Below are 26,875 nucleotides of genomic sequence, written 5' to 3'. Positions count from 1 at the left end.
TCAGTCCGCGCGCCCGCTCCGGGATCGCGTTACTGCATGCCGAGTATGCCGCGCAGGGTGTCGGCCAGGTCTTCGATGGTTGCCTCGGTGTCGGCACCCTCGGTCACTTCAACCAGAGCTGCGGCGATCAGATCGGTCGCGGCCACGCCGTCAGGGCCCGGGAAGGCATACCAGGGGCCGGCGTAGTTCGCGACCTGGGTATGGGCGACGCGGGCGTTGGGATTGTCCGCGTAGAAATTGCCAAGGTAGCTCTCATCCTCGATCACGAGGGCATTCGCCGGGGCATAGCCGGTGTTTTCCACGATGATCTTCTGGCCTTCGGGGCCGGTCACGAAGGCCATGTAGTCCCACGCCGCCTGCTGCTTGGCCTCGTCATCGGTCAGCATGACGATGGCAGAGCCGCCGGTCGGGAAATAAACCTGCGAGTCATCCTCCGCCGCGACTGGAAGCGGCTTCACCGTCAGGTCGAACTTGTCCCCTGCCCCTTCCGCAAAGCGCGCCTGGAGGGAGGAGCTTTCGAACATGATGCCCAGCGTCCCCGCGGGGAAGGTCTGGCGCGCGTCGTTTTCCGAGTAGGACTTCATGCCCCCTTCCTCGGCGAAGCGCTGGTAGAGACCGGCCGCGGCGATGCCCTCGGGGCTGTCGAAGGTGATGTCGCTCTCGTCCTCGTTCATCGGGCGGCCACCGTAGGAGCCAAGGAGGGACTGGAAGCGCCAGTCATGCGGCGCGATCCAGACACCGTCGGTGGCAGCGTCGATGGCATCGATCTTTGCCGCCAGCTCGATCACGCCGTCGAAGGTGTCGGGGAAGTCTTCCATCGACCCGCCCGCCTGCTCGACCAGCACCGGGTTCACGTACATCACCAGCGTCGAGGCCGAGGTGGCGAGCGCATACTGCGTGTCCTCAAACTGCCCCAGCGACAGCAGCGCGGGCGTGTAGCCCTGCGAGAGCGGATCGTCGCCGAGGTAGCCGTCGAGCGGCTGGGCCAGCCCGCGATCCTCGAGCACGCGCCAGAGGTTGAGGCCGACATAGGCGACATCGGGCCCGGTGCCAGAGATCGACTCCCGCAGCAGGCGCTGCACACCGTCCTCGTAGCCTTCGGCAGCCCCGTCCAGCGTGATCTGGATATCGGGGTTCTGCTCCATGAAGGCGTCGGCCAGCAGTTGCTGGGTGTCGGCCCAGATCGTCGGGATCGCGTAGTGAACGCGAATTTCGGTTTCCTGCGCCTGCACGCCGGACCCGAAAGTCACGGCAAGCGTGGACGCCATTAGCAGTTTCTTCATCGTCTTCGTCTCCTCCTTGGTGGATGGTCCCGCCCGGTCGCCCGGACGTATTCGGATGGGTCGGCTCAGCCCTTCAGCCCTCCGGCGGCAAGGCCCTGGATGAACTTGCGCTGCGCCAGCAGGAAGGCGACGACCAGCGGCGCCGTCACGATGACCGCCGCGGCCATCAGCGGGCCGACGTTGTCGCCGGATTCCTGGTCGCGGAAGTAGAGGATCCCCCGCGGCGGCGTCGCGAGGCTCGGATCGGTCGTCGCGATCAGCGGCCAGAACAGATCGTTCCAATGCGCGGTGACCGAGAAGATGGCGAAGGCAGTCGAGGCGGGCAGAGCAAGCGGGAAGGCAATGCGCCAGACGATGGCCGTCTCGCTCAGCCCGTCGCCGCGGGCCGCGTCGAACAGGTCGGTGGGCAGCTGGGCGAAGAACTGTCGGAACAGGAAGATGCCGAAGGCCGTCTGGATGAACGGCAGGATCAGCGCCCACATTGTGTTGAGGATCCCGATCTGCGCGAAGCCGAGAAAGATCGGGATGGCCGTCACGTGGAACGGCACCAGCAGCGCCGCCACGACCAGCCCGAACAGCACGTCCCGCCCGGCGAACCGGCGCTGCGCCAGCGCGTAGGCACAGGGCACGGCGAAGAGGATCTGGAAGAACAGGATGCCCGTGACCATCACCAGCCCGTTCCACAGGAACAGCGGGATGTCGGTCTCCGTCAGCGCGAAGGTGTAGTTGCTCCATTCGATTGCCGACGGCAGCAGCGAGATCGTCGTGGTGAAGATCTCATCCTGCGGCTTGAGCGACAGAGACAGCATCCACACGAACGGCAGCAGGATGAAGGCGGCGCCGAGGATCAGCAGGATCAGCGGCAGAATACGACTGCGAAGGGACTGTTTCATCGGTAATGCACCCGTCTTGCGACCACACGGAACTGGATCACGGCCAAGACCAGCAGGAAGGCGAAGAAGACCATCGTGATGGCGCTGGCGTAGCCGGCTTTGAAATACACGAAGCCTTCGCGATAGAGCGCGTAGACCAGCGTGTCCGACGCGAAGGCCGGCCCGCCCTTGGTCATGGTGGCGACCGTCTCGAACACGCGGAAGGCGTTGGTGGCGGTGACCACCATCACGAAGAGCGTCGTCGGCCCCAGCATCGGCCAGGTGACCGTCCAGAAGCGCGACCAGCTCCCCCCTGCACCGTCGACCTCCGCCGCGTCGTAAAGCTCGGCCGGGATTGCCGCGAGCCCGGCGAGGAACAGCACCATGTTGTAGCCGATGCTCTGCCAGACCCCGATCATCGCGAGCGTGTAGAGGACCAGCGACCGGTCGCTGAGCCAGCTCGGCGTCGGCAGCCCGGCCGAGAACAGCGCCTGGTTCACGATGCCGAGCGAGGGATGCAGCACCATCTGCCAGGCGACGGACATCGCCACCAGCGTCGCGGCAACTGGCAGGAAGTAGATCGTCTTGAACACGTTGGACCAGCGCGGCGCCCACTGCGTCATCTGGTAGAGGCCCACCGCCACCAGCAGGCCGAAGCCGACAGAGAAAGGGATGACGATGGCGACGTAGATCAACGTGTTGGTGACCGCGCGACGCCCGACGCTCGACGAAAAGAGCGCGATGTAGTTGTCGAACCCGGTCCAGTCGAAGGTCAGCGCACCGAACTGGTAGTTGGTGAATGATAGGACAGCGACGATCGCCACGGGGATGAAGATGAAGGCCAGAAGCGCAAGCGTCGCCGGTCCGGCAAGCCAGAGATCCGTGAGGCCCTCGCGTTTGGAACGGGACAGTCTCATGCGGCCCTCTCGCGGCGGAAGCCCGTGTCGGCATCGAACAGGTGCAGCTTCTCGGGTGCATAGCCGAGGCGGATTTCGCTACCCGTCGCGGGAACGGCGAAGTCGCCCGGCGCGATGGCCCGGATCTCCGCCCCCTTGGCACCGCGCAAGCTCAGCACGATCTCGGAGCCAAGGTATTCCGCCGATTCCAGCCGCGCGAGAAGAGCGCCGGACTCGCTAGGCGCGAGGTCCTCGGGCCGCAGGCCGACGACGCTCTCGCCCATGTCGATCCCGTCGCCGGGCTCAAGAAAGTTTATCGCGTTGTGCCCGACGAAGGCCGCGACCGCGCGGTTGGCGGGATGCTCATAAAGCTCCCGCGGCGGCCCCGACTGGGCAACCTTGCCGCCGATCATGACGACGATCTGGTCGGCCATGGCCATCGCTTCCGTCTGGTCGTGCGTGACATAGACGAAGGCCTTGCCGGTCTTTCGATGCAGCGCGCTGATCTCGGAGCGCATGCGCACCCGCAGCCGCGCGTCGAGGTTCGACAGAGGCTCGTCCAGCAGGAAGAGGGAGGGATCGCGCACCAGCGCGCGTCCAAGCGCCACCCGCTGCTTCTGCCCGCCCGACAGCTGGCCGGGCTTGCTGTTGAGCAGCTGGTCGAGGCCCAGCATCTCCGCCGCCTCGTGCACCTTGTCCATGATGGTCTGTCGCGCCTTGCCCGTGCCGGGCATCACCGCCCCCACCAGGGGCAGACGTCTCACGGGCGTCAGGTGCCGCATGGTGAGCGGCAGCGCGATGTTCTGCGCCACGGTCAGGTGAGGGTAAAGTGCGTAGGATTGGAAGACCATCGCCACGTTACGCTCATAGGCGGTCTGCTCGCTTACGTCCGACCCGCCGAGCAGCACCTCCCCCGAGGTAGGCCGGTCGAGGCCGGCCATTATTCGCAAGCTCGTGGACTTTCCGCAGCCCGAAGCTCCCAGAAGGGCCGTAAAGCTCCCCTGTTCGATCGTGATGGATACGTCGTCCAGAACGACCTTCGAATCGAAGGAACGGGTCACGTTGCGTAGCTCGAGTATTGTCGCCATCGGTTTTTGCCTCCTCCCGACGTGAGGTATATATTACACATCACGCCAAAATGTAAGTTTTATGACATTCCGGAACTAGAGAGAAGATGACCGGCCAGCCGCGCAACCGCATCCTCGGCACTCTCGGCCCGCTCCGTACCCTTCAAGTCGGGCGCATCCGCCAGAACGATGACAGGTTTCGAGAAATGCAGGCCGTAGGCGATCTCGCTCAACGTGCCGTAGGAGTCTCCGATGGCGATCAGCACGGCACATGATTTGGCGATAATCATGTTGCGCGCCTCGCTCAGCCCGGTCGCGATCGGCAGCATGATATCGTCATTGGCCTCGCGCCAGTCATGCCCCGGCAGCATGCCGATCGTCAGCCCGCCAGAGGCCCGACACCCCTTGGCCGCCGCTGCCATCACGCCGGTGCGCCCGCCGCAGATCATGGGCAGCCCGAGCGCGCCGATCGCCCCGCCGACCTCTTCGGCAAGGGTCAGCTTCGCGGCATCACACTCGCGCGGCCCTATAACGCCGACCGGGATTCGCCGCGCGCCCGTCTTGTTGAGATGGGCGATGACCTCGCTCGCAGATACCTCTCGCGCCCCCTCCGGCACCGCCGCGGGCTGCCAGGTCCAGCTCCAGGCTTCCAGGCGGCCTTCGGACCCGTACACGTCCGCATCTTTCAGATGGTAAACCGGTTGGATCATTCGTCGCTCGCTTCCGTGACTGCTTTACATTAATGTACGTTTTATTACACCACTGAGAGCTTCTGACCAGAAAAATGACACGCAACGCACGAAGATCCCGCCTGAACCGGCGTCAGACCGAAATTCTCGCGCGCGTGGAGTCCCTTGGATTCGTCACGATCGAAAGCATGGCCGAGGAGTTCGACGTCTCCGCCCAGACCGTGCGGCGCGACATCATCCTGCTCTCCGATGCAGGCTTGTTGCAGCGTTTCCACGGCGGGGCGGGAATCGGCAGCGGCGGCATCGGCGCGACGGAGACGGTGCGCCTCGATCACGAACACAAGCGCGGCGTCGCCATCGACGAAAAGCAGCGCGTCGCGGAAATGGCGGCGGACCTGCTGCCCGAGGGCGCGAGTCTCTTCGTCGACGTCGGCACAACTTGCGAGATCACGGCCATCGCCCTGAACAGGCGCCCCGGCTTCCGCATCTTCACCAACTCGATGCGCGTCGCCCTCGCCTTCGACCCGGCAGCGCATGACGTCAATGTCCTGGGTCGAAAGGTGGAGGGGCGTGATGGCTCTCTCGTGGGCGAGGAAATCATGCTCTCCCTCGCCGCGTTGAGGGTCGATTGCGCCCTGATCGGCTGTTCCGCCGTGGACGTGGACGGGCGAGTGATGGATTTCGACCTCTCCAAGATCGCCGTCAAAAAGGCAGCGATGAACGCCGCTACAAGAAAGTTCCTGATTGCCACTCCCAGCAAGTTTGGCCGCACCGCCCTATCCGCTTTCGCGGACGTCTCGGATTTTGATGCCGTGATCGACGGGACCGATGTACCGCGTGCGCCATATTCACCTAGCAAGGCCTAGGCCAACGTCCTGCGGCTGACCGGCGATGCGGACGTGGACATCGCGCTCGGCATCCTCGGCGGCGATGCGGTCAACGAGCACCTCGCCTGCATGGCGCCGGGCGGCCGGCATATCGGTCTGCCGCTCCTCGGCGCTGGCAGGGTCCGCCCGGTCATGTCCGACCCATTTGTGCTGACCGAAGCGGCCGCCGCGCACGAATTGCTGGAAAGCCGGACGAATGTCGGGAAGATCGTCCTCACATTCGAGGAGGATACCACGCGATGAAACTCTCCCTTTACTGGAGCCCGGCCTCTCCCTTCGTTCGCAAGGTCATGGTCGCGGCGCACGAGCTCGGGCTCGGGCTCGACGGCACCATCGAAACGCTGGAGAGCGCAGCGAACCCCGTCGAGCGGGATGCGCGCATCAAGGCGTTCAACCCGCTGGCCAAGGTACCGGCCGCGCAGGCCGGCGACGGCACCGCGCTCTACGACAGCCGTGTGATCTGCGAGTATCTGGACGCCGAAACCGGCGGCAGGCTCTTTCCCCCGGCCGGACCCGCCCGCTGGACGGCGCTCCGCCGGCAGGCCCTGGCGGACGGGGTGCTCGATGCCGCCCTGCTGGTCCGCTACGAAACCGTGATCCGCCCCGAAGAGCACCGGTGGCCGCTCTGGATCGAGAAGCAGCACGAGAAGGTCTCGGACGGCCTCGACGCGATGGAGGCGGACGTGCCTGAGGCGGAGTGCCACGACATCGGCGCCATCAGCTACGGATGCGCGCTCGGTTGGCTGGATTTCCGCTTCGGGGAGATTGGCTGGCGCGACGGCCGCTCCGCCCTCGCCGAGTGGTATGCCGGCTATGAGACCCGTCCCGCGATGGTGGCGACCCGCCCCGGCGCTTGACCTCCATTTCCGGTCAGACGTCATCCCGCTGCGAACCGAGATCCCGCGGCTGCAGCTCGGCACTGCCATGTCCCGCGCCGCCCACGTCTCCCGCACGATCCAGGCCTTCGTCGACCATTGCCACGAAGCCGCAGATACGGGGAACCTGCCGGGTCTTCTCGTCTGACGGGCCTCTGCAGGAGCGGGGTCCAACTTCCCGGCGCAGGATCAGCCTTTCACGATCTCATCCAGCGCCCGGCCGATGGTTCCGGCGTCATAGGGCTTCGTGAGGAAGCGGGCGTGCGGGAATTCCTCGACGATCGCCGGCTCCGCGCCGTAGCCGGTGGCGAAGATGAAGGGGATTTTCCGCTCCGACAGCACCCGCGCGACCGCCAGCGATGTGCCGCTGCCGAGGTTCACATCGAGAAGTGCGAAGGTCACGTCCCGGCTCTTGAGTTCGGCCAGCGCGGAATCCACCGAGGGCACCGCGACCACCTCGTCCGCCCCGAGAGACAGCAATGCCTGCTGCGCGTCCATCGAGATGATGAGGTTGTCCTCCAGAAGCATAACGACCCCGCCGAGGCGCGCAGGCGCGCTGCCCTCGGGCAGGTTGCCGGTGGCCGGCAGGGAGGCCTCCTCCGTCGCCCGCCCGGCGACGAACCGGCTCGGCACGCCGAAATGCGCCTTGAAGCCGGTCAGCGCGTAGTCGAGCTCGGCCTTGCCGTGAAGCTCGAACGGGATCGATCGTTCGATGATGGTGGAGCCGAAGCCCCTCCGGGTCGGCGGCGCGACCGGCGGACCGTCCCGCTCGGTCCAGTCGAGGGAAAGTGCACCGTCCGGTTCGAGCGTGGCGCGAATCGTGACCGTGCCGTGGCTGTCCGACAACGCGCCGTACTTGGCGGAGTTCGTCACCAGTTCATGGAAGACGAGCGCGAGGGTGGAAAAGCCCTGCGGCTCCAGCATGACGTCGTCACCCTGAAACCGGATGCGGCTCGCTTTCTCGCCGATGAAAGCGAGCGTTTCCGTCCGGATGAGCCCGGCTAGGGACAGCGCGCCCCACGCGCCAACGGTCAGCTGATCGTGGGCGCGGGCCAGGGCCTGGATGCGCCCGCCGAGGACGTCCGTGAACTGCTCCACGGACGCGACACCGCTGCGGCTCTGAACCACGAGACCCTGTATGAGGTTTAGAATGTTGCGGACGCGGTGGTTGAGCTCGCTGATCAGCAGGTCCTGTTTGTTGCTCGCGCGCTCCCGCTCCTGCCGCGCATCGTCGCTCATCTTCAGAACGACCTCGAGCAGCGTCACCCGAAGCGATTCCGCCGCCCGCAACTCGCGCTCTCGCCACGGTCTGGAGCGGTCATGCACCACCTCCTGCCATGCCTCGAAGCTCTTGCGCGGCGTGAGGCGGATGCCGTGGGGGCCCGTCTCCACCGGTTTTTCCGGGTTTCCGGCCCAGGTCACCGTCTGCGCGATGGGCCGGCGGAAAAGGACGATGTAATCTCTCGGGGATCGCGAGACCGGAAGCGCCAGGACCCCGGCGGCGCGGTCCCCGAAGCTCGCCGCCCGGTCGTAGACGCCGGCGAGATGATCCGTCGCGAAGACGCGGCTGGCGCCGGCCGTGTTCAGAAACCTCGCGAGCCCGAGGAATTCCTCCCGCGTCGGCGTCGAACCGGAGGCCTCGAAAGCGCCCTCCGAATACAGGACGATGCCGTCGTGGGGGATGACCTCCGAAATCTCTCCGGCGAGATCACTGAAGGTGTTGCTGAGGGAATTGCCGGAGGAGAGCGTGGCAAGGATGACGTTGTGCAGCTCCCGCGCGGTCTCTGCGAGGGACAGCTCAGCGTCCTGCCACTTCTGCGCCAGTTCGTACGAGAAGAGCTGCCCGAAGAGTTCCGCCGCGGTGCGCGTCTCGACGTCGACGGCGCGGGGGTCCTTGCCATGGCAGGCGATCAGCCCCCAGAGCTTGCCGCGCACGATGATCGAGATCGACATGGAGGCGCATACGCCCATGTTCTTCAGGTATTCGATATGAATCGGCGAGACCGCGCGCGTCGCGGCCATGGACAGATCGAGCGGCTGTCCGTCGGCGCCGTGCCGGGGGACGATCCCGTGCGTCGGCGCATCGACATCCGCGATGAGGCGGATGCGGTTGCGCAGGTAGAGCGCCCGGGCCTGTTTCGGAATGTCGCTCGCGGGGTAGCGCAGTCCGACGAACGGATCCATTCCCCGCGTCGTCGCCTCGCCGACGACCTCGCCCGTATCGTCTTCGTGAAACTGGTAGACCATGACCCGGTCGAACCCGGTGAGCGCCTGAACGCAGCGCGCGGCATCGTTGAAGAAGCGTCTTTCGTCGGTCAGGCCGCTGAGCCGCGCGATCAGGGAGCGCACGGTGGACGCGGTATCGGTCCGCCTCTTGATGCCGGCGCGCTCGAATTCCACGATGATCGCCTGCGGGCCGACATTGACCATAAGGTCGAACAACTGCCCGTCGCCCAACGCGTCCACGGCGAAGATCCGCGATCCCTCCCCGTGGCGACCGGAGACCTGCACCTCACCGCGGATGTGGTGCAGCCCCTCCCCGCCCAGAAGCTCCGACAGATGCGTGCCGACGAGATCCTCGGCCTTGCGGCCGAGGAACGCCTCCGTGTTGGCGGAGGCGTGGCGGATCATCCAGTCCGACGACAGGGCGAGAAGGCAGCCGAAATCCTGAACGTGACCGAGGAACTGAATAGGCTCCCGGTCACAATTCGTAAGATCGACGGTGGTATGGTCAGGCTGGCTCAAGGCGATCGGTCGTCCCGTGGCTGGCGTGCAAGGCAAAGATGGCGAAGATGGCGCGGACATCGTCCAGGATCCGCGCCGCGCGAGGGCTTTCCGGATCCAGGGCGGCCAGAACGTCAAGGAGGCCTCTCCACTCCTCCCCCGGCCCGGTTTCGTCAAACAGCGACTCGTTTGCGGGACCGCCGGCCTCGATCCACTGCCGCTTCAGAACGCCGAGGCCGAACCGGGCGCCGAGAAAGACGTAACGGATCGCAAGCGGGTCGAACCCGCCCTGGGAAATACGCCCCGAACCGCCGTCTGCAAGTCGCGCGACCATGTCGAGGCACTCCGGCTCGGACTGGGCCCCGCGGGCGAGACAGTCCGCCGACGCCCCTTTATGCGCAGCCAGAAAACCGGCGCGCCCCTCGGCGGTGGAGAGGTCGAAGCGGGAGAACGCCGCGTCCACCCGCTCGTGATCGTTCGCGGTGGCGGTCCTCAACAGGTGTCTCATCGTTACGGTCACGGCGACCCAATCTGCCTGCGCTCGGCGCGGTGAACAACAGCCTCAGGAGGCTCAAAGACCGCCCGAGCAAACCAGTTTAAACCGGCACGACGCCGCCGGGCGCTTCCTCCTAAATCCAGACACCGGCGGAAAGAAGTTGCACAGTGCCTCACGCCGGGTCACTATACCGTCATTGATTGTAGATTTAAGTGGGTCGTCAGATGGTGGGCCTGTTCAGACCGGCGACGTTCGTGCTGGTCCTCATTCTTTTTTTCTCCGGGAGTGGCGCGGCTTTGGCTAAAGACTTCATTCTCTGCTCACCGGTCGACGGTCGCCTGGTCTCCGAAGACGGTGCCCCCGTTTCAGGCGCGGATGTGACCCGCGCATGGACCTGGGGCAAGAAGACAGGCGCGGATACCGTCACCACGGACGCATCCGGCGGCTTCAGCTTCGGCACCGTGACCGGACGGAGCTTCCTTGCCAGCCTGCTGCCCCACGAACCCGTCGTCGAGCAGGTCTTTACCGCGGTGGCGGACGGCTCCGCCACGACGATCCTCACGCTCTACAAGCATGATTACAATCTGAACGGCGAGCTCGACGGAGCCCCCCTTCGCATGGAGTGCACCGCTGGAGCGGAGCCGGCTGCCGGAGGCTTTTTCTACGGCACCTGCCGCCCGATGGGCGACTGACACGACCGGATCGGGCCTCTCGCCCGGCCCGGACAGACATATTTCCAGATCAACCCGTTTTTCTCGGAGTTCAAAGGATGACACTGCTTTCCGGCGCCATGGCCGCGCAACTTTCCCAGGCCGTTTACAACCTCCGCATGAACGAGAACCTCGTTGCCTCGATTGCCGGCAACAGCGCCAACACCTCGATCCTCGACGCGTTCGACATAGACCAGAGCGCGACCCGTCTGACCGGTCGCTCCGGCGCATTCATCCGGCCCGAAACGGGCTTCGGCATGTTGCTGAAGAAGCGCGGAACCCAGGGGGAATACGCCCTCGTCTGCCGCGGCACGCATTTCTCCTCGGGAGCGGACTGGGCCTCCAACTTCAACATCGCGCTCGACCGGGGGCCCGGCGGCTTCCCCGTGCATGCCGGCTTCCACAGGGTCTACAAGTCCATGGCGATGCAGGTGCGGGAGGCACTTCGCGGCAAGAACCTCACGACGCTGCATGTCTGCGGGCACTCCCTCGGCGGGGCCATCGCGACGATGTTCGCCGCCGAGTACGGCTTCGCGGAGCGGGCGGACGTCAAGCTCTACACCTTCGGCGCGCCGCGGGCGGGAACGGCGTTCTTCACCCGCCCGCTGACCCGCAAGCTCGGGACGCACAATGTCCGCCGTGTCTATGCCCTGGCCGATCCCGTGCCGATGATCCCGGTCTTCCCGTTCTGCCATCCCGACGATTGCGACTATTCCGTCGACGGCGGACAGGGCACGATCAGCGTCGCCGCGCATTCGATGAAGCAGACCTACATCCCCGGAATGCCGGCCTCGGGCTGGCCGGTGCGGGTGAACGTTCCGAACTTCCACGATGTCGATTACTGGCTGAACAAGGCCGAGGGACGGAACATGTTCTCCTCCGCGGCCTTCTGGGCGCTCGGCAAGGCGCTGAAGGGCATCATCGCTCTGGCGGAAGTCGTGCTCGGCAGCGTCCTGACCGCCGCGATGACCATTCTCGACCAGCTCGCGGCGTTGCTCGTCCATGCCGCCCGGCTCTCCGCGAAGATCGGCTCCTACCTGCTGCGCTTCGTGAAGGCGGTGATGAAATTCGTTGGCCGCAGCACGACCTCAGCGCTGAACAGCTCGGCCGACGTGACCGCCGCCTTCCTGCGCTACGCGCTGGAACTGATGATGCGCGGCGTGAGCGCCGCCGCGTCCCGCGCGGTCAACCTGCTGTCGTGACCTGAGGCGGGGGCGCGCCGCTTTCGTCGCGGCGCGCCCCAGCTTTTCTCACTGCTCGACCAGTTCCCAGGGACGGGTATAGGCGCCAAGGGCACGCTGGACATCCTCGACGCCAGCGCCGTCCCGCACCTTCAGTCGCGCGACGAGACCGCGTTTCTTGTCCTCGACGACCTCGACCACCTCGGCGCCCACGCCGGCCTCGGACAGGGCGGCGTCGTAGACGCGGGCGATGGCCCTTTTGCGCAGCTCCGGCTTGAAGATCTTGCCCACGGCCGTCTTCGGCAGCTCATCCATGATCTCGAGATACTTCGGCACCGCGGCCCGCTCGGAGATGCGGTTGCGCGCGAAGTCCAGCAGCTCCGCCTCCGTCACCGTCGCGCCCGTGACGAGCTCGACATAGGCGCAGGGAAGTTCGCCCGAATGCGCGTCCGGCTGGCCGATCGCACCGCTGAGCGCGACCTCCTCGTGGGCGGACAACGCTTCCTCGATCACGGCGGGATCGATGTTGTGTCCGCCGCGGATGATGAGGTCCTTCGCGCGCCCGGTGATCCAGAGATAGCCATCCGCGTCGAGGCGCCCCAGATCGCCGGTCCTGAGATACCGGTCGTAGTGGAACAGTTCCTTGTTCTTCGCCGCCTCGGTGTAGGTCGAGCCGGGGAAGACGCCCGGATTGGCGACGCAGATCTCGCCCACCACATCCGTCTCGCACTCGGTCACCTCGCCATCCCTGTGCACCAGGATGCGAACGTCGGTATAGGGAAACGGCACACCCACGGAGCCGATCTTCTTCTCGCCCTCCACCGGATTGATCGAGACGAGACAGGTCGCCTCCGTCAGGCCGTAACCCTCGCAGATCGTCACCCCCGTCGCCTTCTCGAACCGGCGGAAGAGTTCGACCGGAAGCGGGGAGGAGCCGGAGAAGGCGGTCTTGAGAGTGGACAGATCGGCATCCACCGGGCGCTGCATCAATGCGGCGAAGGCGGTCGGAACGCCGACGACGAACGTGACCTTCCAGCGCTCGACCAGCTTCCAGAAATTGTCGAACGTCCCCTCCCCGCGATAGCCGGCGGGTGTCGGGAAGACGACATGCGCGCCGGAGGACAGCGCGGACATCAGGATCGGATACACCGCGAAGACATGGAAGACCGGCAGCGGGCAGATCACGACGTCCCGGTCGTCGAACAGCAGCTCGGATCCGAGCCAGCCATTGTAGATCATGCCCGAATGAAGGTGCTGGGCGACCTTGGGCATCCCGGTCGTACCGCCGGTATGGAAGTAGGCCCCGACACGGTCGCCGGCACTTTCGGTGAAATCGAGCGCGCTTGCGTTCTGCGTCGCGATCGCCTTGCGGAACTCCTGAACGGTGGCGTTGTGGGGCGCCTTGTTCTTGGGGCGGATCGCCGGGATGATGAGCTTCTTGAGGCCTGTCACGTAGCGCAGCAGATCGACTTCCAGAACGTGCTTCACGTTCGGTGCATGGGCGACGGCCTCGGCGGCTTTCTGGGCGACGTCGGTCTTGGGGAAGGACTTCAGCGTGACCAGCACCTTCGCCCCGGTCTCCCGCAAGATCGATGCGATCTGCTGCGGCTCCAGAAGCGGGTTGATCGGGTTTACGATGCCGGCCGTCGCGCCGGCCAGAAGCGTGACGACGGCCTCGTTGCAATTGGGCAGGAGAAACGCGACGGCGTCCGTCTCCCCGACGCCGAGGGAACGGAAGAGATTGGCGGCCTGCGTGACCTGCGCCCGCAGCTCCTCCCAGCTGAGCGTCTCGGCCTTCGCGCCGGGATCCGAGAAGAGCTGGTAGCTGATCGCCGGTGCGGCGGCATAGGTGCCTGCCGTTCGGGCCAGAAGGGCGTGGACGCTGACGGGGAGATCGCGCGCCTTCCACGGCATCTCATCGGTGTAACGGCGCGCATCTGCGGCACTGGCGAACGGCATGCTGATCTCTCCTCCCAGATCCCCAGCAGGTGGCCGGGTTCGTCCCTCAGTCAAGTCTGGAAGGCTTGCGCCGAGCCGGCAACCCTGACGCGGCGACAGACTAGGCCGCGCTCGCGCCGTCGGTGAACTGGAGCCGCGCGAGGCGGGCATAGAGGCCTCCCTCGGCGACGAGCGCGTCATGGGTTCCGGAGGCGACGATCCGGCCGCTTTCGAAAACGAGGATCCTGTCCGCCTGCTTCACCGTGGCGAGGCGGTGCGCGACGATGATCGTCGTACGGCCCTGGGACAGCGCACCCACCGCATCCTGAACCGCCCGCTCGCTTTCGGCGTCGAGCGCGCTCGTCGCCTCGTCGAGCAGCAGGACCGGCGCGTCCCGCAGGATCGCGCGGGCGATGGCGATGCGCTGCTTCTGCCCGCCGGACAGCATCACCCCGCGTTCGCCGACTTCCGTATCGTAGCCCTCGGGCAGATTGAGAACGAAGTCGTGCGCCGCGGCGGCCGCGGCGGCGGCTTCGACCTCGGCATCGCCTGCCTCGGGCCGGCCGAAGCGGATGTTGTCCCGCACGGAGCCGGAGAAGATCACGGGATCCTGCGGCACCAGCGCGATGGCCCGGCGGAAGGCGGCTCGCGTCATCTCCGACAGCGGCACCCCGTCGAGGCGGATCCGACCGGAGGCGGGATCGTAGAACCGCAGGAGAAGTTGGAGCACCGTGCTCTTGCCGGCGCCGGACGGACCCACCAGCGCGACCGTCTCCCCCGGAGCGATGCTGAAGGAGACCTCGTTCAGCGCCCTCTCGCCCGGGCGGGACGGATAGTGGAAGGAAACGTCCTCGAACGCGATCTCCCCCCTTGGCGCGGCCGTCATGACCTGCGGCACGTCGGGATCGTGCACGCTGTCGGCCGCGGCGAGGAGCTCGACCAGCCGCTCGGTCGCGCCGGCCGCGCGCTGAAGCTCGCCCCAGATCTCGGACAAAGCGGCGACGGAGCCGGCCATGATCCCCGAGTAGATCAGGAACTGCACCAGCTCGCCGCCTGTCATGGCGCCCGCGCCGACGTCCCGCGCTCCGATCCAGAGCGTGCCGAGGATCCCCGAGAACACGACGAAGATGATGATGACGGTCAGGAGCGCGCGCACCGTGATCCGCGCCTTGGCTGCCACGAAGCTTCTCTCCGTGACCTCGGCGAAGCGCGCACTGGTCGCGCCTTCGGCACTGAAGGCCTGGACCGTCTGCGCGGCCTGCAGAGCTTCGGAGGCCCGGCCGGAGCTTTCGGCGATCAGATCCTGGTTGTCGCGGCTGAGATGCCGCAGCCGGCGGCCGAGCGCCACGATCGGCAGCGCGACGAGCGGCACGATGCCGAGCACCATCAGCGTCAGCTTGGGCGACGTGACGAACATCATCACGAGACCGCCGGCGAACAGAAGGAGGTTGCGCAGGAACCAGGAGACGGAAGAGCCGACGACCGAGAGAAGGAGCGTCGTGTCCGTCGTGATCCGGCTCAGCACCTCGCCCGTCATCAACCGCTCGTAGAAGGTAGGGCTCATCCCGATCATCCGGTCGAACACCGCCATGCGGATGTCCGCCACGACCCGCTCGCCGAGGCGTGTGACCACGAGATAGCGAAGGCCCGTCCCCATGGCGAAGATGGCGGCGAGGAGGAATGCGGCGAGGAAGTAGCGATCGAGGAGGGCGAAATCCCCGCCAGCGAAGCCGTCCACCACGCGGCGCGCGGCAAGCGGAAGGACGAGCGAGACCCCTGCCGTCAGGCACAGGGCGAAAAGTGCGAGAGCGACCTTGCCGCGATACGGCGCGAAGAAGGGGGCCAGCCCGCGCAACGCTCCCACCCGGCGCGAGCCCGCGCGTTCTTCCGTCTGACCTGACATGCTGGCTCCTGCTCTTTCGGGCGCGGATAGCCGCCCGGGCGCCTCGAATCAACTCGCCCCCGGACCCTTGCGTCCCTATGGCGCGGGCGAATCGACATGCGCTTCGCCGAATCACGGCACGGATCAGGTCAGAACTCCTGACAGTCTTTTAAACAGGTCTTGAAAGCTTGAATTGCGAAACGCAAAATAGAATCCAGAATTGCGATAGTGAGGAAATATTATCACAATTATGCCAGTACTACCTAAGGTTGATCCATTCTGCACCCTGAGAAAGATTGTGTTGAAAATATGTCTCAGCACGCTCAGGGAGTGCCGCATTTAGGTTTACCTTACGTTTACCTCTTCCCCGAATGCGTAAGTTGTGGTCAATGACGGTCAGGCCCGGCGGAATTTCGCACATCGTCCGGGCAGTGTTTTTTGACCGAGTTCCAGCGTACCGTGCATGTGTGTTGTTGCGCAGCCGCTTCTCGCGTCGTTTTGGGAGGCCGCTTTATGAAGTTTCGCGCTTTTACCTATATCCTGTGCGGAGCAATGCCTCTCATCTCCGCGTGTGACGAAGCCCGCGTCTCGAGAGACGTGAATTCACCCTTCGCCGCCGTGGATGACCAAGGTCCCCTGACATGTGACGACCGTGAAACGGCCGTGATGTACACCAAGGAAGGCGCGGCCATTCCGGTCGAGCCCCTGATCGACGGAGACGATTGCGTCGCCTCCGTCGTCGTTGCCGCCTGCCCCGATGGCAGCAGCCCGGGGGCGGGCGGTACCGCAGGTCTCGTGAGCGGCAATTGCGGGTCCGAAGAGGACGACGACGATACGCCTCAGAACCCCGACGACCCGGAAAACCCTGATAATCCAGACAATCCGGGCGGTCCGGATGACGGCGAGGAGGAGGGATCCTCCGCCGAAGCCGGTGGCGGCTCGGCCGGCGCAAGTGCCAGCCAGGGGGACGAAAGCAGCGCGGCCGAGGCCGGCGGCGGGTCCGCCGGGGCCTCCGCAAGCCAGGGCGACCAGGCCTCCGCGGCCCGGGCCGGCGGCGGACGGGCCTCCGCCAGCGCAAGCCAGGGCGGCCAGAGTTCCGGGTCCCCGAGTTCTCCGACATCCCCGACGGCGCCGACGGCACCGTCCTCCCCCAATACCAGTTCGCTGAACCGATGAGATAAAAACCAGGGCCCAGGCCCGATAAGAATTATCCCGGAAATAATGGGCGGCATTCAACGACCGCCTGAACCTGGGAAATCGAAACGAGGGTGACAAGATGAATAAGGCATTTAGTGCCGTGGTTCTGCTCGGCCTGATGACAGCCAGTGCAACCGCGACGGCGCAGGAACTTTCGGCAGGCCGGTCGTGGTCCGGAAGCTGGGGCTTCGGAAACAGCAGCGAAAAGACCTACCGCCTGACCGTGGCCGATACGCAGAAGAAGCTCGAAGAGGGCTACTACGACGCAATCGGCCGCAATACCCTCAACACTTATTACGATCATTCCGTCGGCGCGATGTCGGTGGAGGCGGCCGAAGGGTCCTCCGTCACGGTCGAACAGCGCACCGCGGACGGCACCGGCAACACCACTTCGACCACCACCATCGGCGCCCAGACCAACACCACGACCGACATCAGCATAGATGGCAGCGGAAACACCATCGGCATCGGCTCCTCCGCCGATTCGAACGGCTGCCAGGATGGCTCAATCCAGATGTCGACGTCCGTCGTGGACGGGATCGACATCTCCTCGGGAACGTCTTCGTCGGCATCCAATTCCGGCGGAATGACCTGCTGAGCCCCGCATGATCAGGCCAGCCAAAATAGTCGCCACCCTCGCTCTCTGCGCAGCAACCGCTGCGTGCAGCATGGGGGCTGGGGTGAAGAAGGACATGTCCCTCATCGAGGGGCCGGCCATCGTTGATATCGTGACGCCCTTCGACGACGCGCTCGCCTGCCTCAAGGGCAAGGTCAACAGCTCCCTCACCTTCGCTGTCGGAGGGATCCCGGACCAGACCGGCACCTACCAGAACAACTCCGAAGGGACCGGCAAGTTCGTCACCCAGGGCGCGGGCGACATCGTCCAGTCCGCCCTCTTCAAGACCGGCGTCACGCTGATCAACCGGCGCGACATGGGCACATCCGCCCTCGAGGGACAGTGGGGCCTGATCGACCTTCAGCGCCAGATCCCGGCGACCTTCGTCATCACCGGCTCCATCAACTCGCTCGACTTCATTCCGGGCGGCGGCGCGGGCGTCTCGATCGCCGGCGTCGGCCCGAACTATCGCCAGAACCGCGTCCTCGTCGGCCTCGACCTCGCCGTGACCCATGTCCCGACCGGGCGGATCTACGGCAACGTCGCCCTGCGAAAGCAGATCTTCGCGGACGAGTACAACCTCTTCGGCACCAGGCTGACCGGTGGCAACGTCGTCGATATCGAGGCCGGCACGTCCCGGCGCGAGGCGGTCAACTATGCCCTCCGCCAGATGCTCCAGCTCGCGACCTTCGAGCTCCTGGCGCAGATGATGCCGCCCGAGAAGTACGAGTTCTGCGTCGATCTGCTGGACGAGGAGGTCGGCTCCGTCACCGGCATCGCGACCACGGGCGAGCAGCTCCGCGACCTCAATGCCAAGCGGCGCGAGCAGTACACGGCCCTGTCCTCCTCCGGCGCCGACGCGCAGATCGCCCCCGCGGCGGCGAGTGCCGAGCCGAGCGCCCCTGAGACGGCGGCGGCACGGCCAGCGGCGGAGCGCACCGCGGCGCCAGCGGCGGTCCGGACAAGCCCCCTTGCGGCGACGCTCGAGGATCCCGCCAAGGGCAAGACCCGCGCCCATCTCGCACGGGAGCAGCAGGCACGGGAACTCGCCGAGAAAGCGGAGGCGGAGCGCCGCGACCGGGCGGAGATCGAGGCAAGGGCGGCCGCCGCCAAGGCAGCGCCGGCCTGCGTCGGCCCAAGGCTCGACTGCGTGCCACGGCAGCAGCCGCAGCCCGTGAAAGCCGGAGCGGTCAACGCCGCGCCGGAGCAGACATCGCCGGACTTGCCCGAAGAGGCCGAGGCGGCAGCGAACGAGGGACTGTCCGGGGAGGAGATCGCCGGCTGACCACGCAAGAATGCGCGATCCCGAAAGGACCCGCATAGGTGCCGCCGCACCCTTTATCAGTGACCCAACCAGCATGGCGGAAGGCTGGACGGATCGAAGGGACTTTAAAAAATGACCACCAAACTTCTCCTCAGCGCGGCCGCGGCCGCCCTTCTGACCGCCGGCGGCGCCTCCGCCCAGGTCGTCGACGCGTTCAACGGCCTCAGCGATGATGTCCTTGCCAGCGTGCCGGCATCGTTCGCCGCCATCGCGCTGAACGACATGGCCATCGACGGCTCCATCGACGTCACCGTCGACGGCGTTTCGGGCGGCGCATTCGACTTCTCGGGCTCCACGGCATCCGAGAACAGCGAAGAGGCTTCCGAGTCCGAGAGCGACAACTCGATCGATTTCGACATCACGAGCATCACGAGCGAACTCAGCGCCGCTACCGACGGTGCGGCGTCCGACACGTTCGGCAACAACGTCGACGGCCCCGGCGCGTTCGAAGGCTCCTTCGATGAGGACCTGACCAACGTGACCGACACCGCGAGCGAAGCGGCCAGCTCCGCGAGCAGCGCCTCCAACTCGACCGCCGAACTCTCCGGCAGCATCAACGCCTCGACCCAGACGATCGGTGACATCAAGTCGCTGGCCGCCGGCGCCGTCAACACCGGCAACTTCGACCTGACCGAGAACGGTGCGATCATCGACTCCAGCTCTGCTGCCAACACGAGCAACACGATGTCCGAAGCCATGGCTTCCGCCACCTTCGGCTCCGGCATCGGCGTCATCAGCGCCGCGATCAACGACGACGGCGAGAGCAACGGCGCCACGATCAACGGCTCGATCTCCGCGTCCCTCGGCGCCGGCAACATCGGCGTTGGCGACATCGGCTCCACCGCCGCCGGTGCGATCAACACCGCCGAAGTCAACGCCACGTTCTTCGGGACGGGGTGCGGCGGCACCTGCATCGACGGCGACGACGACAACTGATCGAAGACCGGGATCCGAGTAAGTCACCACTCGGGGACCACACCTGGGGCCGCGCATCGCGCGGCCCTTTTTTTTCGTGCCGCCAAACGGGACGCCGATGCACGAGCGCCGCGAGGCGCATCGCGGTCCCGATGAACCGGCAGCCGTTTCGAAACATCTGGAAAAGGAAGTGGAGCGGGTAGCGGGAATCGAACCCGCACGACTAGCTTGGAAGGCTAGGGCGCTACCATTACACCATACCCGCGCTGACCCTTGGCTTAGGCCATGCCCCGGCCCCGGTCAAGCAAGCGCGGCCGCTACGACTTGATCCACTCCCGGGCGCGGTCCTTGAGAAAGCTCGTGAAGGCATGGACGCGGGCGGTGCGGTGCAGATCGACATGGGTGACGAGCCAGATCGGCGTCGCCCAGTCCTCCCTCGGGGCCAGCATCTGGACGATGTCGTCCCGCTCCTCCGCATCCCACCGGAACATGAATCCGCAGCCGAGACCGGCCTCGATCGCGTCGCGGGACACCCGGGTGTCGTTGGCGCGGAAGACGATCTGCTCGACCGGGATCGTCGCATCCATCCAGCGGGCAAAGGGAGCCCTGCTGTCTTCCATGTCGGGCGAGATGAAGCGGTGCTTGGTCCACTCGCCCTCCTTCATCGGCCCGTACCGGTCCACATAGGCGCGGGAAGCATAGAGGCCGATGGAGGTCTCGCCGATCTTCTGGACGATGTTGTCCGGCTCCTTGGGCTGCGCGCCGAAGCGCAGGGCGACATGCGCCTCGCCGTATTCGAGCCGGAAAAGTCGGCTGTCGGTAATGAACCGGATGCGCACGCCCGGATGCTCTTCCATGAAATCCTGGAGGATCGGCGTCAGCCGGGGGGCGAGCGCGAGGATCGTGGTGACGACGAGTTCGCCGGAGACATCCGTCCCCCGCCCCTTCAGCCGCCCGGTGAGCTGTTCGAGCTGATCGTCGAGGGCGGCCGCGACCTTGAGGAGCTCCTCGCCGTTGTCGGTCGGCGTGTAGCCCCGCGCATGGCGCTGGAACAGCTTGGTCGCAAGGCGCGCTTCCAGGGCATCGACGTGGCGGATCACCGTCGCATGGTGTACACCGAGAGCCTGCGCCGCACCCGATACGGTGCCCAGGCGGGCCACTTGGTAGGCGGTCCGGATTTCGTCCCAGCTTCCAGGCGTCATGCCGGAGGTCTCCTGAACAGAGGGATGCCCGCGGCGAAGCCGCCGGCAGGGGATATGTGCAGATGTGCCTTAGTCTGTGCATCTGTGCAAGCGCGCCGCGCGCGGGCGCACGAACCTGTCAGGAACGTCTTGACTCGACCGCCCCCGGCGGCGTATCGGCCCCGCAAACCCGGAGATCGCCAGATTTCCGGTCCTCCTTATATGGGGGATCGCCGCCGGTCAGCGCGTTGCGCCCACCGGCGCAGCTGGCGTTTGCGGGTCCGATTGAGCCGAGACGGCAAGGAGCCGCGCGATGTTCGAGAGCCTGTCAGACCGCCTGTCCGGCGTGTTCGAGCGCCTGACGAAACAGGGCGCCCTGAGCGAAGACGACGTCAAGACGGCGCTGCGCGAGGTTCGCGTCGCGCTGCTGGAGGCGGACGTGTCGCTGCCGGTCGCCCGGAACTTCGTCAAGGCGGTGCAGGACAAGGCGACCGGTCAGGCCGTCACGAAGTCCGTCACGCCCGGCCAGCAGGTCGTGAAGATCGTCCATGACGAGCTGATCGCGGTCCTGACGGGCGAAGGCGAGCCGGGCAGCCTGAAGATCGACAACGCCCCTGCCCCGATCCTGATGGTCGGCCTGCAGGGGTCGGGCAAGACGACGACGACCGCCAAGCTCGCCAAGCGGCTCAAGGAGCGGCAGAACAAGCGGGTCCTCATGGCCTCGCTCGACGTGAACCGCCCCGCCGCCATGGAGCAGCTCGCGATCCTCGGCCAGCAGGTCGGCGTCGACACGCTGGCCATCGTTCCCGGCGAGCGCCCCGAACAGATCGCCCGGCGGGCCAAGACGCAGGCCTCCCTCGGCGGCTATGACGTCTACATGCTCGACACCGCGGGCCGCCTCCATATCGACGAGGCGCTGATCGCCGAGGCCGCCGCGGTCCGGGACATCGTGAAACCCCGCGAGACGCTACTCGTGGTGGACGGCCTCACCGGCCAGGACGCGGTGAACGTCGCCGAGGAATTCGACGGCAAGATCGGCGTCTCCGGCGTCGTTCTGACCCGGATGGACGGTGACGGGCGCGGCGGCGCGGCCCTCTCCATGCGCGCCGTCACCGGCAAGCCCATCAAGTTCGTCGGCCTCGGCGAGAAGATGGACGCCATCGAGGAGTTCCACCCCGAGCGGATCGCCGGCCGGATCCTCGGCATGGGCGACATCGTCTCGCTGGTCGAGAAGGCGCAGCAGACCATCGAGGCCGAACAGGCCGAGAAGATGATGAAGCGGCTCCAGAAGGGCCACTTCTCCATGAACGATCTGCGCATGCAGCTCGAACAGATGATGAAGATGGGCGGCATGGAAGGCGTCATGGGAATGATGCCGGGCATGGGCAAGATGAAGGGCAAGATGGGCGAGGCCGGCTTCGACGACCGGATGATCAAGCGCCAGATCGCCCTGATCCAGTCCATGACCAAGAAAGAGCGCGCCAACCCCGCCATCCTGCAGGCAAGCCGCAAGAAGCGGATCGCCGCGGGCGCGGGCCTCGAGGTTCAGGAACTCAACCGTCTTCTGAAGATGCACCGCCAGATGGCCGACATGATGAAGAAGATGGGCAAGAAGGGCCTGCTGAAACAGATGATGGGCGGCATGTTCGGCAAGGGCGAGCAGCCCGATCCGGCCGCGCTTCAGGGCATGGATGCGGCAACGATGCAGAAGGCCGCCCGCCAGCTTCAGGGCGGGATGCCCGGCATGGGCGGCTTCGGCGGCGGCGGCCTTCCCTCCGGTCTGAGCGGCTTGGGGAAGAAGCGATGAACCGGCCCCTTATGTCGACCCGTTCGGGGAAGATCGCGTCATGATGGCCACCGGCATGTCTTCCGGGGGCACGACGCCCGGCGCCTACGATCACGCTGCCATGCTCGGCGCCGTGATGCCGGTCCTCTTGACCGCGCGTCTGCGCCTGCGCGCGCCGCGCCTCTCCGATTTCGAGGCGTGGCACGTCGTGACGGGCGGATCGCGGGAGGCGGCCCGCGCGCGCTTCGGCTCCATGCTGGCCGGCTGGTCGCTGGACGGCACCGGGTACTGGGTGGCTGAGCGGCGTCAGGGCGGCGGCATCGCGGGCTTCGTCCCGGTGGCAGCCGAGAGCGAGGGGCCCGGTCCCGTGCGCCTCATGCGCCCGGCGGCTGAACGCGCCGGCCTTGGCGAGGAAGCGTCCATCGCCGCCGCTGATCATGCCCGCGCCCTCACCGGCCCGCGGAACTATGTTTCCTACCTCGACACCGCGATCCTGCGCTCCGCCCGGCGCGCCGGGGCGGCCGCCCTTCCGTCCGGGAGGCGCGCATGAGCGAGGATCCCGCCTCCCGCGCCGCGTCGCTGCTGCGCGAGCATCGCGAGAGCATCGATCGCCTCGATGCGATCCTCGTCTACACGCTCGGCGAGCGGTTCAAGCACACCCAGGCCGTAGGCCGGCTCAAGGCCAGCCACGACCTGCCCCCCTCCGACCCTGCCCGTGAGCAGACTCAGATCGCACGGCTGGAGGATCTCGCGAAGCAGGCCGATCTCGACCCCGACTTCGCGCGCAAGTTCCTGAATTTCATCATTCAGGAAGTCATCAAGCACCACGAAGCCCACAAGGATTCCGCCGGAGAGACCGGCGCGACCGCCATCAAGGAGTAAACACCATGGCCATGAAGATCCGCCTGTCCCGCGGGGGCAGCAACAAGCGTCCGTTCTACCGCATCGTCGCCGCCGACAGCCGCATGCCCCGCGACGGCCGCTTCATCGAGAAGCTCGGCACCTACAATCCCCTCCTGCCCAAGGACAGCGAGGACCGCGTGAAGATGGACATCGAGCGCGTGCAGCACTGGATCGCCCAGGGCGCCCAGCCGACCGACCGGATCGCGCGGATGCTCGAGGCTGCCGGCGTGCGCGACAAGGCCGAGCGCAACAACCCCAACAAGGCGAAGCCGGGCAAGAAGGCGCAGGACCGTGCGAGCGAGCGCGCTGCGCGCGACGCCGCGGCCAAGGAAGCGGCCGAGGCGCCCGCCGAGGAAGCCTCCGCGGAGTGATCCGATCCGCCGGCCCGCGCTGATCGTGGCGCGGGCCGGTCCGGGCGCCCGGCCGCCCCTGTCCGGAGGGACCCCCATGACCCACCCCGAGCGCATCTGCGTCGCGGCAATCGCCGGCTCCTTCGGAGTGCGCGGCGAAGTGCGCCTCAAGAGTTTCACGGCCGACCCCGCGGCCGTCGCGGACTATGCGCCGCTGACGACCGAGGACGGTGCGCGCAGCTTCGATCTCACCCTCGGCAAATCGATCAAGGGTGCCTTTGCGGCGCGTCTCTCCGGCGTGCGCACCAAGGAGGAGGCGGATGCCCTCAAGGGCACGCGGCTTTTCGCGCTGCGCTCGAAGATGCCGGATCTGCCGGATGACGAATTCTATCACGCCGACCTGATCGGCCTCGACGTCGTCGATACCGGCGGCACGGTGCTCGGACGCATTCGCGCGATCCACGATCACGGCGCCGGGGATTTGCTCGAGGTCTTCGGACCGGGTCTCAAATCCACCGTCCTCGTCCCCTTCACCCGCGAGATCGTTCCGACAGTGGACATCGCGGCGGGGCGGGTCGTGGCGGATCCGCCCGAGGGACTGTTCTGATCCCTCTGCCTGCCGCGGGGAACTCCGGAATGCGATCTGCCGTTGCCCTTCGGCCCGCGATCCTGCGGGCGGACATCAAAGGCAGGTCCCATGCTGGAAATCATTCTCATCCTTCTCGCCGTGGCCGCGATCGCGGCCTTGCTCGGCTTCAACTCCATTTCCGGCGTGGCCCTGACCGGCGCGAAGTTCCTGATCGGGATCGTGCTTGTGCTCTTCGTCTTGGTCGTCCTTGGAATTATCGCCATCGCGTGATCGCGCGGCGTTTCGCGAGCGCGGGCGGCACGCTATGTAGGGTGCCACCCGCTCTGCCCGAGGATCCGATGCGCCGGCCGCTGACCTTCATAGCAACGCTGCTGTTCTACGCCGCTCCCGTCGCGGCAGGCGCTGGAGGCGCGCCGTACTGGTCCATCGGTGTCTTCGCTGCCCTCGGAACGGCCTGGCTCGTGGTCTCGCGCCCCGGCCGCCCGGCGGGCGCTCTGCTGCTCGCGCTTCCGGTCGTGGCGCTCGGCGCAGCCGTTCTTCTGGCCGCTGGCATCGCCATGCATGATCTCCTGGATCTGCCGGTCATGCCCGTTCTTCCCTGGGCGCTGCTCGCGCTTGTCGCCGTCCTCCTGATGCGCGTGGCCCGCCGCGGCGATGCTAGGACAGCACCGGTCGACCGAGAGATCGCCGCCCATGTGGACGGAGCGATTGCGAGAGCTGAAGCGGAGAGAGGCCAGCCGTCGGAGCCGGTCCTTCGCGCCCTCGCCCGCCTCGACACGCTGCCGGAAGTGGCCCCGCGCCTTGGTCACGTGGAAGACGCGCTGACCCCTCTGCTGCTCGATCCGGGCGAGGCTCCTGCCGGAATGGACCGTCTGCTTGCGCGTCACGACAGCACCCGCGCGCCGCGTGACCGCCTCGCCGTCGTCCTTCTCGCGACCCATCCTGTCGCCGCGCCGCGCCTGATCGGCCGGGGTGACGTGCCGCGAGCGTTCGAGACCGTGGTCGGCGCGGCGGATGCGCCGCTTCTGTGGCAGTTCGCAGACCGCTCCGATGCCCTTCTGGACGTTCTGCCGGACGCGGCGGCCGGAATGCCCCGCCCCGCGCGCCTCGACGACATCGCAGGCCAGATCGCGACCAGGCACCCCGAGGAGGCCGAAGCGCTGACCCGCCTCGCCCGCCGCCTGGAAACCTTGGGTGAAACGGCATGAGCGACACCGACGATCCCCGGACCGACGGCGACGCCCCGGCCATGCGCTCCCACGGGCGGCTCGCGATCTCCGCAAGCGCCCGCCCCCGCGAGTTGATGACGCCCAATCCGCGTCTCAAGGACGCCTGGACGGCGCGGATCATCACGCTCTTTCCCGAAGCCTTCCCCGGCACGCTCGGCCTGTCCCTGACCGGCAAGGCGCTGAACGAGGGGCTCTGGGCGCTCGAGCCCATCGACCTGCGCGCCTTCGGCGTCGGCAAGCATCGCAACGTGGACGATACGCCGGCCGGCGGCGGCGCCGGCATGGTCCTGCGCCCCGACGTGGTGGATCGCGCGCTTGGCGTGGCTTCCGCGGGCACACCCGGGGACCGCGCCCGCTGGCCCGTCCTCTACCTCTCCCCCCGCGGCAAGCCCTTCAGGCAGGCCGATGCCGAGCGCTGGTCGAAAGCGGAGGGAATGACGCTTCTGTGCGGGCGGTTCGAGGGTGTGGACGAGCGCGTTCTGGAGGCGCACGGGGTCGAGGAAGTCTCCCTCGGGGACTTCGTGCTGACCGGCGGCGAGATCGCCGCGCAGGCCTTGATTGACGCCACGGTCCGCCTTATACCCCGCGTGCTCGGGAATCGTGATTCCATCGAGGAGGAAAGCTTTTCCTCGGGGCTTCTCGAACACCCGCAGTACACGCGGCCGGCTGTCTGGAAAGATCGCGAGGTGCCAGAGGTTCTCCTCTCTGGGCATCACGCAAGGATCGAGACATGGCGGCGCGACCAGGCCGAAAGGCTGACGAAGCAACGGCGCCCTGACCTCTGGCGGGCTTATCGCGGCGATGTGGCCGACGATGGGGACCCGGGCGGAGACCGAGAGCTCTGAGGGCGCAGACACCTTCGCGGACAAAAACCGCGGGCAACATGAGGAGCGACAGATGAATCTGATCGCAGAACTCGAGGCCGAGCAGATCGCCGGTCTCGACAAGACCATTCCCGATTTCAAGGCGGGCGACACCATCCGCGTCGGTTACAAGGTGACCGAGGGCACGCGCAGCCGTGTGCAGAACTACGAAGGTGTGTGCATCTCCCGCAAGAACGGCGCCGGCATCGCAGGCAGCTTCACCGTTCGGAAGATCAGCTTCGGCGAGGGCGTCGAGCGCGTCTTCCCGCTGTTCTCCACGAACATCGACAGCATCACCGTGATCCGCCGCGGTCGGGTGCGTCGCTCGAAGCTGTACTACCTGCGGTCGCGCCGTGGCAAATCCGCCCGGATCGCCGAGGACACCGGCTACAAGCCGAAGAAAGAAGCCTGAGGAGAGACGC

Annotated in this window: 28 protein-coding genes and 1 tRNA gene; 18 read left to right on the top strand and 11 right to left on the bottom strand. The window is 66.5% G+C overall.

Features of this window, described 5'->3' with window-relative positions:
* Window positions 1–29 precede the first annotated feature (29 nt).
* The 5 genes from DQG15_RS11855 to DQG15_RS11835 all read right to left on the bottom strand — a co-directional run bounded on the left by DQG15_RS11855 (window position 30) and on the right by DQG15_RS11835 (window position 4,828).
* Complete coding sequence (locus tag DQG15_RS11855; protein ID WP_116085478.1) at window positions 30–1,283, bottom strand: extracellular solute-binding protein; 1,254 nt, start codon at window positions 1,281–1,283, stop codon at window positions 30–32.
* 65 nt (window positions 1,284–1,348) lie between these two features.
* The gene (locus DQG15_RS11850) at window positions 1,349–2,176 is read right to left on the bottom strand and encodes a carbohydrate ABC transporter permease (RefSeq protein WP_116085477.1); all 828 of its coding nucleotides are present in this window, start codon (window positions 2,174–2,176) and stop codon (window positions 1,349–1,351) included.
* A complete protein-coding gene (locus tag DQG15_RS11845) occupies window positions 2,173–3,072 on the bottom strand; it encodes a carbohydrate ABC transporter permease (RefSeq protein ID WP_116085475.1) in 900 nt (299 codons plus the stop codon). Before DQG15_RS11845 ends, DQG15_RS11850 begins: the two co-directional genes overlap by 4 nt.
* Window positions 3,069–4,139 (bottom strand): ABC transporter ATP-binding protein, encoded by a 1,071-nt coding sequence (locus DQG15_RS11840; protein ID WP_116085474.1) that lies wholly within the window; start codon window positions 4,137–4,139, stop codon window positions 3,069–3,071. The genes DQG15_RS11845 and DQG15_RS11840 overlap by 4 nt, the downstream gene beginning before the upstream one ends.
* A 59-nt stretch (window positions 4,140–4,198) precedes the next feature.
* Complete coding sequence (locus DQG15_RS11835; RefSeq protein ID WP_116085472.1) at window positions 4,199–4,828, bottom strand: TIGR00725 family protein; 630 nt, start codon at window positions 4,826–4,828, stop codon at window positions 4,199–4,201.
* 74 nt (window positions 4,829–4,902) lie between these two features.
* Here DQG15_RS11835 and DQG15_RS11830 point away from each other — a divergent pair, with 74 nt between their 5' ends.
* The 3 genes from DQG15_RS11830 to DQG15_RS11820 are packed head-to-tail and all read left to right on the top strand — an operon-like array spanning window position 4,903 to window position 6,551.
* Complete coding sequence (locus DQG15_RS11830; RefSeq protein WP_116085471.1) at window positions 4,903–5,673, top strand: DeoR/GlpR family DNA-binding transcription regulator; 771 nt, start codon at window positions 4,903–4,905, stop codon at window positions 5,671–5,673.
* Window positions 5,674–5,706: 33 nt separating this feature from the next.
* Window positions 5,707–5,937 carry a zinc-binding dehydrogenase gene (locus DQG15_RS11825; RefSeq protein WP_232830814.1) on the top strand — a complete coding sequence of 77 codons (231 nt, stop codon included), beginning with the start codon at window positions 5,707–5,709 and terminating at the stop codon, window positions 5,935–5,937.
* Complete coding sequence (locus DQG15_RS11820; protein WP_116085468.1) at window positions 5,934–6,551, top strand: glutathione S-transferase; 618 nt, start codon at window positions 5,934–5,936, stop codon at window positions 6,549–6,551. Before DQG15_RS11825 ends, DQG15_RS11820 begins: the two co-directional genes overlap by 4 nt.
* A 207-nt stretch (window positions 6,552–6,758) precedes the next feature.
* On the opposite strand, the gene DQG15_RS11810 is transcribed toward DQG15_RS11820, so the two are convergent.
* Complete coding sequence (locus tag DQG15_RS11810) at window positions 6,759–9,314, bottom strand: HWE histidine kinase domain-containing protein (protein WP_232830813.1); 2,556 nt, start codon at window positions 9,312–9,314, stop codon at window positions 6,759–6,761.
* Entirely contained in the window at window positions 9,301–9,789 is a 489-nt protein-coding gene (locus DQG15_RS11805; RefSeq protein ID WP_157968974.1) for a hypothetical protein, read from the bottom strand. Before DQG15_RS11805 ends, DQG15_RS11810 begins: the two co-directional genes overlap by 14 nt.
* 224 nt (window positions 9,790–10,013) lie before the next feature.
* On the opposite strand from DQG15_RS11805, the gene DQG15_RS11800 reads away from it, so the two are divergent.
* Both DQG15_RS11800 and DQG15_RS11795 read left to right on the top strand, forming a co-directional pair.
* Complete coding sequence (locus DQG15_RS11800) at window positions 10,014–10,481, top strand: DUF6795 domain-containing protein (protein ID WP_116085463.1); 468 nt, start codon at window positions 10,014–10,016, stop codon at window positions 10,479–10,481.
* A gap of 77 nt (window positions 10,482–10,558) precedes the next feature.
* Window positions 10,559–11,701 (top strand): lipase family protein, encoded by a 1,143-nt coding sequence (locus tag DQG15_RS11795; protein ID WP_116085461.1) that lies wholly within the window; start codon window positions 10,559–10,561, stop codon window positions 11,699–11,701.
* A 48-nt stretch (window positions 11,702–11,749) separates the two neighbouring features.
* Here the strand turns inward: DQG15_RS11795 and DQG15_RS11790 are convergent, their stop codons facing one another.
* Complete coding sequence (locus DQG15_RS11790; RefSeq protein WP_116085460.1) at window positions 11,750–13,639, bottom strand: acyl-CoA synthetase; 1,890 nt, start codon at window positions 13,637–13,639, stop codon at window positions 11,750–11,752.
* A gap of 100 nt (window positions 13,640–13,739) precedes the next feature.
* Entirely contained in the window at window positions 13,740–15,521 is a 1,782-nt protein-coding gene (locus DQG15_RS11785; RefSeq protein ID WP_116085458.1) for an ABC transporter transmembrane domain-containing protein, read from the bottom strand.
* Window positions 15,522–16,013: 492 nt separating this feature from the next.
* On the opposite strand from DQG15_RS11785, the gene DQG15_RS18190 reads away from it, so the two are divergent.
* From DQG15_RS18190 to DQG15_RS11765, 4 genes are all read left to right on the top strand, one after another.
* Window positions 16,014–16,676: a hypothetical protein gene (locus tag DQG15_RS18190; protein ID WP_157968973.1), complete on the top strand. Its 663-nt coding sequence runs from the start codon at window positions 16,014–16,016 to the stop codon at window positions 16,674–16,676.
* Window positions 16,677–16,776: 100 nt separating this feature from the next.
* The gene (locus DQG15_RS11775; protein WP_157968972.1) at window positions 16,777–17,295 is read left to right on the top strand and encodes a hypothetical protein; all 519 of its coding nucleotides are present in this window, start codon (window positions 16,777–16,779) and stop codon (window positions 17,293–17,295) included.
* Window positions 17,296–17,389: 94 nt separating this feature from the next.
* Entirely contained in the window at window positions 17,390–18,598 is a 1,209-nt protein-coding gene (locus DQG15_RS11770; RefSeq protein WP_157968971.1) for a CsgG/HfaB family protein, read from the top strand.
* 111 nt (window positions 18,599–18,709) lie between these two features.
* Window positions 18,710–19,573, top strand: coding sequence for a hypothetical protein (locus DQG15_RS11765; protein WP_116085451.1), 864 nt, complete (start codon window positions 18,710–18,712; stop codon window positions 19,571–19,573).
* Window positions 19,574–19,743: 170 nt separating this feature from the next.
* Here DQG15_RS11765 and DQG15_RS11760 read toward each other — a convergent pair.
* A tRNA-Gly gene (locus DQG15_RS11760) sits at window positions 19,744–19,817 on the bottom strand.
* Window positions 19,818–19,869: 52 nt separating this feature from the next.
* Window positions 19,870–20,754: a LysR family transcriptional regulator gene (locus tag DQG15_RS11755; protein WP_116085450.1), complete on the bottom strand. Its 885-nt coding sequence runs from the start codon at window positions 20,752–20,754 to the stop codon at window positions 19,870–19,872.
* 292 nt (window positions 20,755–21,046) lie between these two features.
* Between DQG15_RS11755 and ffh the strand changes: the two genes are divergently transcribed.
* From ffh to rplS, 9 genes are all read left to right on the top strand, one after another.
* A complete protein-coding gene (gene ffh, locus DQG15_RS11750) occupies window positions 21,047–22,540 on the top strand; it encodes a signal recognition particle protein (protein WP_116085448.1) in 1,494 nt (497 codons plus the stop codon).
* A 40-nt stretch (window positions 22,541–22,580) separates the two neighbouring features.
* Complete coding sequence (locus DQG15_RS11745; RefSeq protein ID WP_116085447.1) at window positions 22,581–23,069, top strand: GNAT family N-acetyltransferase; 489 nt, start codon at window positions 22,581–22,583, stop codon at window positions 23,067–23,069.
* Window positions 23,066–23,401 (top strand): chorismate mutase, encoded by a 336-nt coding sequence (locus DQG15_RS11740; protein ID WP_116085445.1) that lies wholly within the window; start codon window positions 23,066–23,068, stop codon window positions 23,399–23,401. The genes DQG15_RS11745 and DQG15_RS11740 overlap by 4 nt, the downstream gene beginning before the upstream one ends.
* Before the next feature lie 5 nt (window positions 23,402–23,406).
* Window positions 23,407–23,793 (top strand): 30S ribosomal protein S16, encoded by a 387-nt coding sequence (rpsP, locus tag DQG15_RS11735; RefSeq protein ID WP_116085444.1) that lies wholly within the window; start codon window positions 23,407–23,409, stop codon window positions 23,791–23,793.
* A gap of 76 nt (window positions 23,794–23,869) precedes the next feature.
* Window positions 23,870–24,379, top strand: a complete 510-nt coding sequence (rimM, locus tag DQG15_RS11730; protein ID WP_116085442.1) for a ribosome maturation factor RimM — start codon at window positions 23,870–23,872, stop codon at window positions 24,377–24,379.
* A 90-nt stretch (window positions 24,380–24,469) separates the two neighbouring features.
* The gene (locus DQG15_RS11725) at window positions 24,470–24,631 is read left to right on the top strand and encodes a DUF1328 family protein (RefSeq protein ID WP_116085441.1); all 162 of its coding nucleotides are present in this window, start codon (window positions 24,470–24,472) and stop codon (window positions 24,629–24,631) included.
* 68 nt (window positions 24,632–24,699) lie between these two features.
* Window positions 24,700–25,569, top strand: a complete 870-nt coding sequence (locus tag DQG15_RS11720) for a hypothetical protein (protein ID WP_116085439.1) — start codon at window positions 24,700–24,702, stop codon at window positions 25,567–25,569.
* A complete protein-coding gene (gene trmD, locus DQG15_RS11715) occupies window positions 25,566–26,435 on the top strand; it encodes a tRNA (guanosine(37)-N1)-methyltransferase TrmD (RefSeq protein WP_116085437.1) in 870 nt (289 codons plus the stop codon). Before DQG15_RS11720 ends, trmD begins: the two co-directional genes overlap by 4 nt.
* 52 nt (window positions 26,436–26,487) lie before the next feature.
* Window positions 26,488–26,865 (top strand): 50S ribosomal protein L19, encoded by a 378-nt coding sequence (rplS, locus tag DQG15_RS11710; RefSeq protein ID WP_116085618.1) that lies wholly within the window; start codon window positions 26,488–26,490, stop codon window positions 26,863–26,865.
* The last annotated feature ends 10 nt before the right edge of the window (window positions 26,866–26,875 follow it).

The sequence above is a fragment of the Tropicimonas sp. IMCC34011 genome (assembly GCF_003390865.1).
Classification (GTDB): domain Bacteria; phylum Pseudomonadota; class Alphaproteobacteria; order Rhodobacterales; family Rhodobacteraceae; genus Tropicimonas_B.
The sequence above is the reverse complement of the archived record's forward strand: the minus strand, read 5'-3'. Positions and strand labels throughout refer to the sequence as shown.